Below are 11427 nucleotides of genomic sequence, written 5' to 3' on the forward strand. Positions count from 1 at the left end.
CGCTGGTGCCGCCGGCCGACCCGCGCTCGATCGCTACCCACTGATCTGGCGACTGGAGACAACGGCATGATCGAGGAGCGGTACCCGGTCGTCATCGTCGGCGCCGGACCCACGGGAATCACCGCCGCCACCCTGCTGGGGGAGTACGGCGTCGACGTCCTGGTGCTGGACCGGTGGAATGGCGTCTATCCACAGCCGCGGGCGGTACACCTCGACGATGAGGTCTACCGCATCGTCGCCCGGGTCGGGCTGGCCGAGGAGTTTGCCCGCATCTCCCGCCCGGCGCAGGGTTTACGGCTCGTCGACCGCGAGACGAGAACGCTGGCCGAGTTTCGTCGCGACCCGGCATGCAGCGTGCACGGCTTCCCGCAGGCCAACATGTTCGACCAACCGGAATTCGAACAGCTGCTGCGTACCGGGCTGGCCCGGTACGACACCGTGCGCTTGCGCGAAAACAGTGCCATCACCGCGGTCGTGCACGAACGTGACTCTGCGCGAGTGACATTCACCGACCGTCTCACCGGCGAACGTCACTTCGTTCGAGCCGGGTACGTCCTCGGCTGCGACGGCGCGAACAGCGTGGTCCGGTCGTCGATCGGCTCGCGCATGCAGGATCTCGGATTCGAGCAGCGCTGGCTTGTCGTCGACATCGCCACCGACGCCGACCTGCACCAGTGGGAAGGTGTTCATCAGGTGTGCGATCCGGTCCGCGCCGCGACGTACATGCGGATCGGTGGCAACCGCTACCGGTGGGAGTTCCGGCTCCGGCCCGGGGAAAGCGCAGCGGACTTCCAGGACCTGGGCCCACTGCGGCCCCTGATCGCTCCCTGGACCCGGCCAGTCCCTGACACCGACCTCGAACTGGTCCGGGTCACCGACTACACCTTCAAGGCGCAGGTCGCCGACCGGTGGCGTGACCGCCGCGTCTTCCTGCTCGGCGACGCAGCGCACCTGACGCCCCCGTTCGTCGGACAGGGGATGGGGGCCGGACTTCGCGACGCCGCGAACTTGGCCTGGAAGCTTACCGGCGTCCTCGACGGCACCCTTCCTGACAGCTGCCTGAACACCTACGAGCAGGAACGGAAGCCTCACGCCCACCACATGATCCGACTCGCGACTACGATCGGCTGGGCAATGACCGAGGGCGGTCGCGTCGGTAACGTGGTGCGACGGCGCCTCGCTCCCTTGGCCGGACGGATACCGGGAGTAGATGCGAAGATCACCGACAGCACCACCCCAGCGCTGCGCCGCTCCGAATTCGTCCACCGGACCGGGCCCACGCGTGGACTGGCCGGAACCCTGTGCCCGAACCCAGTTCTCGACGGTAAGGGCCGTCGACTCGACGACAGCACGCCCGCACAGTTCCTGCTCGTCACCACGATCGAGCCGTCCGCCGGCCAGCGTTACGAGATCGAACGTCGCGGCGCCGTCGTCGTGCCCGCCCCGCCCGGCTCCGACCTGGGTCGCTGGCTCGCCGACGGGCACGCGACCGCGGCGATCGTGCGACCCGACCGCACCGTCATGCAGACCGGGCGATCTCTGGCCGCCCTTTACACGGGAATACCGGCTTTCAGGTCGCGCACGTAGAGACCGGGTGCGTCGCCGAGGACGGTGTGCTCGTCGCTGCCCAGGCGTGTACTCGCGGCGATGCGCTCGCCGGCCCGTTCCGAGACCCAATCGGCCCAGGATTCCCACCAGCTGCCGGTCTTCTTCGTCGCCGCGTCGAGCCATGCCTCGGGATCGGGTCCTGGCTCTCCGTCTTCCCAGTAGTGGGACTTCGGGTTGCCGGGCGGGTTGACGAGGCTGGCGATGTGCCCGGAGAAGCTGAGCACGAATTTGGTGTCGCCCGACAACAGTTGGGTTGTGCGGTAACAGTTTTTCCAGGACGTGAGGTGGTCGGCAATCGCGCCGGAGACGAAGGTGGGGACGGTGATCCTGCCGAGGTCGACGGGCGTGCCGAGCGCCGTCATCGCTCCCGGCGTCGCAAGGGTGTTGTTCTCGAAGATGTCGAGGAACTGGACGTGCAGCGCCCCGGGCAGGTTGGTGCCGTCGGCGTTCCAGGCGAGGATGTCGAAGGCCGGTGGCGTCCGTCCCATGAGGTAGTTGTTGACCACGTAGTTGAAGACGAGGTCGTTCGGGCGCATCCACGTGAAGGCGCTGCCCATGTCGCGTGCCGAGATGATGCCGTTCCGCCGGGATCGGCCCTTCACCAGCTGCAGCAGTCTCGGTCCCGAGAATGCCGCGAGCCCCGCCGGGTCTGCGAAGTCGAGCATTGTCACGGCGTACGACATGCTGTGCACGCGGGTGTCCCCTGTGGCGGCAAGGTGGTTGAGCAGGGCGGTGGTGATGAGGCCGCCGGCGCAGAAACCGATCACGTTGACGTCATCGCTGCCGGTAATCTCCCGGACCTCGTCGATCGCGTCCGACACCCGCTGCGCATACGTGTCGAGGTCCCAGTCACCCTGTTCTGCCTGCGGATTACGCCACGCCAGCATGAACGTCTGCAGTCCGCGGGACACGGCGTGCTCGACGAAGCTGCGACCGGGGCGCAGGTCGAGGAAGTAGTAGCGGCCGATCGGCGGCGGCACCACGAGCACGGGGCGCTCGTACACGGTCTCCGTGGTCGGCGTGTACTGCAGCACCTCGGCGACCTCGTCGCGGGCGACGACGGCACCCGGCGTCACGGCGAGATCGACGCCCAGCGTGAAGGCGTCGGGATCGACCATCCGCGGCATCCCACCGTTGTGGCGCAGGTCGGACACATAGTTGCGGGCGCCACGAACCAGGCTCATCCCACCGGTGTCGAACGCCTCTTTCACGGCCGCCGGGTTGGTGAGCAAGTAGTTCGTCGGTGCGAGCGCGCTGGTGAGGACGGTCGATACGAACGCCGCTTCCCGCGCGTGGCGGTCATCGACCCGTCGACCCAAGTCGTCGACGACACTTTCGACCGCGTCGACGGAAGCAAGGTAGGTCTGTTGCACACGGCGGTAGATCGGATTGTTCGTCCAGGCCTGATCCGTGAACCGCCGATCGCCCGCGGCCGGCCCTACATCCGAGCGGCCCACGGTGATCTTCGTCAGCTCGCGCCCGAGGCGGAGCGACTCCTCGATGACCACTCGGCCCTGCCCGACGACTCCCGTCACTGCGTTCAGCGCGTTCCGTGCGCCGATCCCGCCCGCACGGTCCTCCCCCTCGGGGGTGGCGTCGGGTATCACGAGTGCGATCTTCGGCTCCGCTGTCTTGGTCAACGGTTCTCCTTCGTCTGTACCTGGACACCAGCACCCCGTGGCGGGGATAAGTCCCAGTGTGGACCGCAGCATAAACACCTTTAATGGTTACTCGCGCGTAATCCAGAATTTCGAGCAAGATCATTTTCGACACAGTTGGTACTTGTGTCGAATTCACGTACTCGAGGCGAGCTGGTGACCGAAAAATGTTCGGCGGCGGGCCTTTTCGCGTCGTAATTCATTAATATATGAAACCGCCAGGTACGGGTAAGTATTCGGCGGCGGGTGTTACTGCGCGCTCGGCAAAAATGCATTCCGGAAGAAACGCCCCATCACCGATAGAAACCGAGGTGCGGTTTCCGGCACCCGTTCCGATGCTTGCGACGCTCAGCCCGCTCTCGGACACCGGACGGGGCACCTGCGGATGTGTGGGGGGCCGCGCGCAGTGGTGGCGCATTTTTGCGCACCCGGGTAGCGGATCTGGTGATTGACCGGCGCGGACTCGCACCGCATCGTGGATGTATCACCCAGCGCCATCGGAGTTTCGACGGCGATTCATTGACTTACGTCCTGCCCGACGCATGAGCCGTGCCCATGCTGCCCGAGCACGATACAGCTAGGAGACGCCCTATGACTTCCACCCAGACCTCCCTCGCGGACCTTCAGATTCCCGAAGCCCGCGACTACCCGATGTTCGTCGACGGGGCGTGGGTGGAAGCTCTCGACGGTCAGTGGAGTGAGGTAACCACTCCTATTCTGCGGAAGCACGTGATCGGCCGTGTCCCGACCTCGAGCGCCGAGGACGTCGACAAGGCCGTCCGTGCTGCCCACAAGGCCTTCCCGCGTTGGAAGTCTCAGCACTTCACCGCCCGCGCCCGGATTCTGTCGAAGATCGCCGACGCCATCGACGCCCGGGCCGAGGAGCTCGCGCGGCTGACCGCCCTCGACACCGGAAACGCGCTGCGCACCCAGGCCCGTCCCGAAGTGCAGACCCTCGCGAATCTGTTCCGCTACTTCGCCGGTGTCGCCGGCGAGATCAAGGGCACGGTTCTGCCCGCCGGGGATGACCAGCTTCAGTACTCCCGCCAGGAGCCGCTCGGCGTCATCGGTTGCATCCTGCCCTGGAACTCCCCGTTGATGATCGCCGGATTCAAGATCCCCGCTGCCCTCGTCGCGGGCAACACCGTCGTGGTCAAGGCCGCCGAAGCAGCCCCGCTGAGCGTGCTGCTCCTCGCCGAGATCTGCGCCGAGCATCTGCCGGCCGGTGTCCTCAACGTCATCACCGGAAAGGGCTCGGTGGCCGGCGAGGCGCTGGTCCAGCACCCGGACGTCGACAAGGTTTCCTTCACCGGCTCCACCGAGGTCGGGCGACGCGTCGCCCGTGAAGCCGGTGGCCGCCTCGCACACGTCTCCCTCGAACTGGGCGGTAAGAATCCGTCGATCGTCTTCCCCGACGTCGATATCAACGACGACTTCATCAACCAGCTGCTGCTCTCGACCCGCGTACACAGGCAGGGCCAGAGCTGCACCGCCGGCTCCCGACTGTTCCTGCACCAGGACATCTACGACAACGTCCTCGACCGGCTCGTCACCACCCTGGCCGGGCTGAAGGTCGGCAACCCGTTGGACGAGGCCACGGACATGGGCGCCATCATCAACGAGGCCCAGTTCGCGTCGGTCTGCGGTTTCCTCGACGACGGCCTCAGCTCGAACAAGGTCTCGACGGTCCTCGACGGCTCCCCCGACAAGGTCGGCAAATCCGAGGGCTACTACATGGGCCCGACCGTGTTCTCCGGAGCCGACAACTCCTGGCGCCTGTCCCGGGAGGAGATCTTCGGTCCCGCCCTCGTCGCCATCCCGTGGACCGATCACGCCGACGTCGTCGCGATGGCCAACGACTCGCACTACGGGCTCGCCGCCTACGTCTGGACACACAATCTCGATTTGGCGCTGTCCACTGCCCACGCGCTGGAAACCGGGTGGGTGCAGGTCAACCAGGGTGGCGGCCAGATGGTGGGCCAGTCCTACGGCGGCTACAAGCAGAGTGGCCTGGGCCGCGAAGTGTCGCTCGAAGGCATGATCGCCGGTTTCACCCAGACCAAGCAGGTCAACGTGCGCCTGCGCACACTCTGACCCCTCGCTTCCTTACTCTGGACTGAACGGAATTCCATGACTGTCGGACCACTGAACGACATCCTCGTGCTCGACCTTTCCCGTGCGCTTGCCGGCCCGATCGCCGCCATGATGCTCGGCGATCTCGGGGCCCGGGTGATCAAGGTCGAAGCCCCCGGCACCGGCGACGACTCCCGCACCTGGGGACCGCCGTTCGTCGGGCCGCAAGACGACCCGCAGTCGTCGTACTTCATGTCGGCGAACCGGAACAAGGAATCGATCGTCCTCGACCTCAAGAGCGAGGACGGGCGCGAGGCGCTGCGCAGGCTGATCCGGCGAGCGGACGTGCTGATCGAGAACCTCCGGCCCGGAGCGTTCGACCGCCTCGGCTTTCCGACCGACGTGCTCGAGGAGCTCAATCCACGGCTGATCACCTTGTCGATCACCGGATTCGGCCACGACGGCCCGGAAGGATCCCGCGCCGGCTACGACCAGATCGCCCAGGGCGAGGCCGGCCTGATGTCCGTGACCGGTACCCCGGACGGCGAGCCCACCCGAATCGGGGTGCCGATCGCGGACGTGCTCGCCGGCGTGCACGGAACCGCGGGGGTGTCAGCGGCGCTGGCATCCCGGGAAAAGACCGGCAAGGGCATGGTGGTGCGCACGTCGCTGCTGGCCGCGGCGGTCAGTGCCCACACCTTCCAGGGCACCAAGTGGACGGTCGGCGGACAGGTCGCCCAACGGTCCGGCAACCACCACCCCCAGATCGCACCGTACGGCAGCTTCCGGTGCGGCGACGGATACGTGCAGATCGCGGTCGGCAGCGAGGCGATCTGGGCAAAATTCGCCCCCGTCGCCGGGCTGTCGGCGGATGACCCCCGGTTCACCGTCAACCGGGACCGGGTCGCCAACCGCGACACGCTCATCGCCGCTATCGAAGCGGACTTCACCAACCGCACCAGGGCCGAAGTTCTCGCCGCCCTCGAAACAGCCGGTGTGCCTGCGGGATCGATCCGCACCATCGACGAGGTCTACGAATGGGAACAAACCCGTAGTCAGGGACTCCTCCTCGAGGTCGACCACCCAGTGGTCGGGCCGGTGCAATTGCCGGGTCCCTCGCTGCGCATGGAAACCGCGGACGGACAGTCATTGGTCCGTACTCAGCACGCTCCCCCTCCGGTTCTCGGTCAGCACACCGAGCAGATCCTCGACTGGATCGGCAGTGGCAATCTGGTCGACCAGTTCGACTCAGAGATCACCACGCGGGCGTAACAAATGCGGTAGTCGGTGGGCGGCGTTGCAGGAGACAGTGTCCTGCAACGTCGTCCATACGGCGCCCGCCATGGCGCCGATCACGAGGGGGCGCGCGTCACTGCGAGGTGTCGGGGCCTGCGGGCTTTGGGTGTCGCGGTTCCGGGAGCAATTCGTTTCGGCGGCTGAGGATCTCTTCTTGGAGTACGCGTCGAACTGCTTGCACGGCCGGATTTGTCAGGCTTGCCCTGCGCGCCGCAATGGAGAAGGAGAGGCGGACATCGACCAGGTCGGCCATCACCCGGCGAAGGTCCGGATGCTGGTCGGCCATGAAAGCGGGAAGCAATCCGATGCCGCCGCCGGCGCGCGTTGCCGAAACGTGCGCAAAGATGTTGGTGGACATGAATTTAGCGGTCACTCCGGGCAGGTGCCGCTCGAGGTCGAGGTCTCCCACTTGCAAGAGGGAGTCGACGAAGAAGATCAGCGGATGGGCTGTCAACTCGTCCATGGTGGCGGGTTCACCGTGATCACGTAGATATTGTTCGCTGGCGTACAGGCCTAGCGAGTATTGGCAGATACGTTCCGAGACAAGTCGACTGCTGATCGGGGTTCCGACAGCGACGGCAATATCGAATCCCGCCGGTTGCAGATTCAGTTGCCTTGTTGCGGTGATGAGTTCCACAACGAGATTGGGGTGGTTCATGCGAAGTTTAGCCAGGGCCGGCGCGACGAACATCGGTCCGAACCCGTCCGGTGCGGTGACGCGAATGGTTCCGCGGAGCGTATTTTCACTGATACCGGCGACCACATCCGCGGTCTCCTGGACTGCTTCCTCGATGAGCCGGGCCTTTTCGGCGACGGACCGCCCGACGTCGGTCAATTCCCAGCCGTCCGCGCTGCGCTGCAGCAGACGAACTCCCAGAGCCTTCTCCAGTGCATTCACGCGCCGCGAGACAGTGGTGTGGTCGACACCCAGGTCCTTTGCCGCCGATCGACGGCGCCCGCTCCGTGCGACCGCGAGCAGATACCGAAGGTCATCGGATCGAATACCTCTCGCATCGATCGTGACCGGCGGGGCGGCCTCGGCATTGCCCGTCTCGGATGCCTGCTCGTACCGACCGTCGTGGGCGTCAGCGCTGGTCATCGTGGCCGTTCCCCCGAACGCACTCGGCAGTGCGAGCCGACGGCGCGGTGCCTTGCCGCGCCTGTGTATCCGAAGTTGCGACAAGCAGCGTGTGTAGGTCGATGCTCAGACGACGCAGCACTTCAGGATCCACGGCGGAGACATCGTCGACGACCCGTGCGGCCGACACCGCCGCAGCCCGCCCACGATCGGTGATGGTCACGAGAGTCTCGCGTCGGTCGACGGGATTGGTCGAACGGGTGACCAACCCGGTGCGCTCCAAGCCGTCGATCAGGGACGTGATCGTGGTGGGATGCCGGTCCAGGGTCCGGCACAGAAGCGCCGTGGACATGACTCCGTTCGGTGCCGCTTCGACCAAGGACAGGACCTCGTACCGAGGAAAGGACAGCTTGAACGGGCTGAGGGTGGCATCAAGCTTGCGAACGATCAGTTTCTGCGTCTGCAGGACCGCCGCGATCAGTGCCGTCCCCGAAAATTCCGCTGCGTCAGAACAGGATCGCTCTGTTGCTGCCGGTTCCGTAGCGGTCACGAAAGGTCTCCTTTTTTCACCGATGCTCGAGTCGACGAACTGCACGCCTGTGGCCGGCAATCGACCCAGATGAGACCAATTGCCCTGGCACTCCGACCTCCGGGACGACTTCTCATCCCACACCCGGAGGATCCGGCTTTTCGCCGCCCTTGCCGGACGAGGACTAGCAATGTTCGTGGATGTCCAACTATAGTACTTCCAACTTCTCCGATCTGAAAGGGTCGAATCGTATGTTTACCTTGACCGATGACGAGCGGGCGATCAGTGAGACGGCCCGTGACTTCGCGGCCGAGCATCTGGCGCCGTATGCCGTGGAGTGGGATCAGACCAAGCATTTCCCGGTGGATGTGCTGCGGAAGGCGGCGTCGTTGGGGATGGGCGGGATCTACATCCGGGAGGATGTGGGTGGCTCGGAGCTGACCCGGGTCGACGCCGCCCGGATCTTCGAGCAGCTCGCGAGGGGGTGCCCGTCGATCGCCGCCTACATCTCGATTCACAACATGGTCACGTGGATGATCGACCGGTTCGGCACCGAGGAGCAGCGCCGCGCGTTCGTGCCGGGGTTGTGTGCGATGGATCAGTTGGGTAGTTACTGCCTGACCGAGCCGGGTGCCGGTTCGGATGCGGCGGCGTTGAGCACCCGGGCGGTCCGCGACGGCGACGACTACGTCCTGAACGGGGTCAAGCAGTTCATCTCCGGGGCCGGCACGTCCGACGTCTACGTCGTGATGGCCCGCACCGGGGAGGGCGGGCCGAAGGGGATTTCCGCGTTCATCGTTCCGAAGGAGTCGGCGGGGCTCTCGTTCGGGCCGAACGAGGTGAAGATGGGCTGGAACGCCCAACCGACCCGGCAGGTGATCTTCGAGGACGTGCGGGTGCCGGCGGCGAACCTCCTGGGCAGCGAGGGCGGTGGGTTCCGGATCGCGATGGCCGGTTTGAACGGGGGCCGGCTCAATATCGCGGCGTGCTCGGTCGGCGGCGCGCAGGCCGCGCTGGAGAAGGCGGTCGCGTATCTCGCGGACCGGAAGGCGTTCGGTGCGCCGCTGCTCGACTCGCAGGCGTTGCAGTTCCAGCTCGCCGACATGCGCACCGAACTCGAGGCGGCCCGCACCCTGTTGTGGCGGGCCGCGGCCGCGTTGGAGGAGGGGGCACCGGAGGTGGTGGAGTTGTGTGCGATGGCGAAGCGGTTCGCCACCGACACCGGTTTCGAGGTCGCCAACAAGGCGCTGCAACTGCACGGCGGTTACGGGTATCTGGCCGAGTACGGCATCGAGAAGATCGTCCGGGATCTGCGGGTGCACCAGATCCTCGAGGGCAGCAACGAGATCATGCGGGTCGTCATCGCCCGCAGCGTCGTCGCGGGCGCCGGACACGGAAAACAAGGAGCGGCATGAGCGAGACAACCACCACGACCCCCGAGGTCCTGATCAGCACCAGCGATGGTGTGGGCCGGCTTGTGCTGAATCGGCCGAAGGCGATCAACGCCCTCAACCACTCGATGGTGCGGCAGATCGCGGCGGCGTTGGCCGCGTGGTCCGACGATGATCGGGTGCGGGCGGTGGTGATCACCGGGGCCGGTGAGCGGGGGTTGTGCGCGGGTGGCGACATCGTGTCGATCTACCACGACGCCCAAGAGGGCGGTACCGGGTCGCGGGAGTTCTGGCGGGATGAGTACATCCTGAACGCGGCCATCGCGAACTACCCCAAGCCGTATGTGGCGATCATGGACGGGATCGTGATGGGCGGCGGCGTCGGGGTGTCCGCGCACGGCAGCGTCCGGGTCGTCACCGAGCGGTCGATGATCGGGATGCCCGAGACCGGGATCGGGTTCGTCCCCGACGTCGGCGGCACCTACCTACTCGCCCGCACCCCCGGGGAGTTGGGCACCCACATCGCGTTGACCACCGCCCGGCTCAGTGCCGGCGATGCGATCGCGTGCGGATTCGCCGACCACTACATCCCCTCGGCGAAGATCGACAGCTTTATCGAGGCACTCACACAGACCTCGATCGACGACGCCCTCGCCCGGTTCACCGAACCCGCCCCTGTGTCCGAACTGTTGGCGCAGCAGGGGTGGATCGACGCCGCCTACTCGGCCGGCAGTGTTCCCGAGATCGTTGCCCGCCTCCGCGGCAGTGGGGTGCCGGAGGCTCAGAAGGCGGCCGAGCAGATCCTGTCGAAGTCGCCGACCGCGTGCGCGGTCACCCTGCAATCGTTGCGCCGGGCCCGGGCGGCGGGCAGCCTCGAGGAAGTCCTGAACGAGGAATTCCGGGTGTCCGTCGCCTGCCTGAGCTCCCCTGATCTGGTCGAGGGCATCCGGGCGCAGGTGGTGGACAAGGACCGCAACCCGCAGTGGTCGCCCGCCACCCTCGCCGAGGTGACCGACGAGCAGGTCGACGCGTTCTTCGCCCCGCTCGGGGACCTCGAACTCGGCCTCACCCCACCCACCGCAGCCGTCCCGGCAGCGGCTTCGACCAGCGACACGCGTCCAGGAGGGACTGCATCATGAGCACGATCGGATTTCTGGGACTCGGCCACATGGGTGGTCCGATGGCGGCCAACCTCGTCAAGGCCGGGCACACGGTGGTCGGCTTCGACCTCGCCCCCGCCGCCCTCGAGCAGGCCACCAAAGACGGTGTCACCGTCGCCGAGTCGGCCGTCGACGCCGTCCGCGAGGCGGAGGTGGTGATCACGATGCTGCCGAACGGCAAACTCGTCCTCGGCCTGTACAAGGAAATTTTGCCGGCCGCGAAGCCGGGCACCCTGTTCATCGACTCGTCCACGATCGACGTCGCGGACGCCCGGGCGGCGCACGAGGAGGCCGTCACCGCCGGGCACCGTTCGGTCGACGCACCCGTCTCCGGCGGGGTCATGGGCGCGGCCGCGGGCACCCTCGCGTTCATGGTCGGCGGCAGCGACGAGGACTTCGAGGCCGCGAAGCCGCTACTCGAGGTGATGGGCAAGAAGGTCGTCCACTGCGGGAACCCGGGCAACGGGCAGGCCGCGAAGATCTGCAACAACATGATTTTGGGGGTGTCGATGATCGCGGTCAGCGAGGCGTTCGTCCTCGGCGAGAAGCTGGGGCTGAGTCACCAGGCCCTGTTCGACGTCGCGTCCAACGCGTCGGGGCAGTGCTGGGCGCTGACCACCAACTGCCCAGTGCC

The 11427-nt window shown here is 66.3% G+C and carries 9 protein-coding genes; 6 read left to right on the forward strand and 3 right to left on the reverse strand.

What is annotated here, in order from left to right; genetic code table 11:
- Nucleotides 1-66: 66 nt before the first annotated feature.
- A complete protein-coding gene (locus tag R4P95_RS23185) occupies nt 67-1587 on the forward strand; it encodes a bifunctional 3-(3-hydroxy-phenyl)propionate/3-hydroxycinnamic acid hydroxylase (RefSeq protein WP_317745411.1) in 1521 nt (506 codons plus the stop codon).
- Here R4P95_RS23185 and R4P95_RS23190 read toward each other — a convergent pair.
- The gene (locus R4P95_RS23190) at nt 1551-3248 is read right to left on the reverse strand and encodes a PHA/PHB synthase family protein (RefSeq protein WP_317745412.1); all 1698 of its coding nucleotides are present in this window, start codon (nt 3246-3248) and stop codon (nt 1551-1553) included. The genes R4P95_RS23185 and R4P95_RS23190 overlap by 37 nt on opposite strands.
- Nucleotides 3249-3857: 609 nt before the next feature.
- Here R4P95_RS23190 and R4P95_RS23195 point away from each other — a divergent pair.
- Entirely contained in the window at nt 3858-5360 is a 1503-nt protein-coding gene (locus R4P95_RS23195; protein WP_109325652.1) for an aldehyde dehydrogenase family protein, read from the forward strand.
- Nucleotides 5361-5396: 36 nt separating this feature from the next.
- The gene (locus tag R4P95_RS23200) at nt 5397-6611 is read left to right on the forward strand and encodes a CoA transferase (RefSeq protein ID WP_317745413.1); all 1215 of its coding nucleotides are present in this window, start codon (nt 5397-5399) and stop codon (nt 6609-6611) included.
- A gap of 97 nt (nt 6612-6708) precedes the next feature.
- Here the strand turns inward: R4P95_RS23200 and R4P95_RS23205 are convergent, their stop codons facing one another.
- Together R4P95_RS23205 and R4P95_RS23210 are read right to left on the reverse strand one after the other, a co-directional pair.
- Nucleotides 6709-7734, reverse strand: a complete 1026-nt coding sequence (locus R4P95_RS23205) for a LysR family transcriptional regulator (protein WP_317745414.1) — start codon at nt 7732-7734, stop codon at nt 6709-6711.
- The gene (locus R4P95_RS23210) at nt 7721-8263 is read right to left on the reverse strand and encodes a MarR family winged helix-turn-helix transcriptional regulator (RefSeq protein ID WP_317745416.1); all 543 of its coding nucleotides are present in this window, start codon (nt 8261-8263) and stop codon (nt 7721-7723) included. Before R4P95_RS23210 ends, R4P95_RS23205 begins: the two co-directional genes overlap by 14 nt.
- 230 nt (nt 8264-8493) lie before the next feature.
- On the opposite strand from R4P95_RS23210, the gene R4P95_RS23215 reads away from it, so the two are divergent.
- From R4P95_RS23215 to mmsB, 3 genes are all read left to right on the forward strand, one after another.
- The gene (locus R4P95_RS23215) at nt 8494-9657 is read left to right on the forward strand and encodes an isobutyryl-CoA dehydrogenase (protein ID WP_317745417.1); all 1164 of its coding nucleotides are present in this window, start codon (nt 8494-8496) and stop codon (nt 9655-9657) included.
- On the forward strand, nt 9654-10772 hold the full coding sequence (locus R4P95_RS23220; protein WP_317745418.1) for an enoyl-CoA hydratase/isomerase family protein: 1119 nt from the start codon (nt 9654-9656) through the stop codon (nt 10770-10772). The genes R4P95_RS23215 and R4P95_RS23220 overlap by 4 nt, the downstream gene beginning before the upstream one ends.
- On the forward strand, nt 10769-11427 hold a 659-nt coding region (gene mmsB / locus R4P95_RS23225; protein WP_317840480.1), incomplete at its 3' end, for a 3-hydroxyisobutyrate dehydrogenase. The genes R4P95_RS23220 and mmsB, both read left to right, overlap by 4 nt.

It is taken from the genome of Rhodococcus sp. IEGM 27 (assembly GCF_033142305.1).
In the GTDB taxonomy this organism is placed as follows: Bacteria; Actinomycetota; Actinomycetes; order Mycobacteriales; family Mycobacteriaceae; genus Rhodococcus_F; species Rhodococcus_F oxybenzonivorans.

Excerpts from the sequence above, each read along its gene's own strand:
- R4P95_RS23185 (WP_317745411.1), top strand. The coding sequence starts at position 67 with ATGATCGAGGAGCGGTACCCGGTCGTCATCGTCGGCGCCGGACCCACG.
- R4P95_RS23195 (WP_109325652.1), top strand. The coding sequence starts at position 3,858 with ATGACTTCCACCCAGACCTCCCTCGCGGACCTTCAGATTCCCGAAGCC.
- R4P95_RS23200 (WP_317745413.1), top strand. The coding sequence starts at position 5,397 with ATGACTGTCGGACCACTGAACGACATCCTCGTGCTCGACCTTTCCCGT.
- R4P95_RS23205 (WP_317745414.1), bottom strand. The coding sequence starts at position 7,734 with ATGACCAGCGCTGACGCCCACGACGGTCGGTACGAGCAGGCATCCGAG.
- R4P95_RS23215 (WP_317745417.1), top strand. The coding sequence starts at position 8,494 with ATGTTTACCTTGACCGATGACGAGCGGGCGATCAGTGAGACGGCCCGT.
- R4P95_RS23220 (WP_317745418.1), top strand. The coding sequence starts at position 9,654 with ATGAGCGAGACAACCACCACGACCCCCGAGGTCCTGATCAGCACCAGC.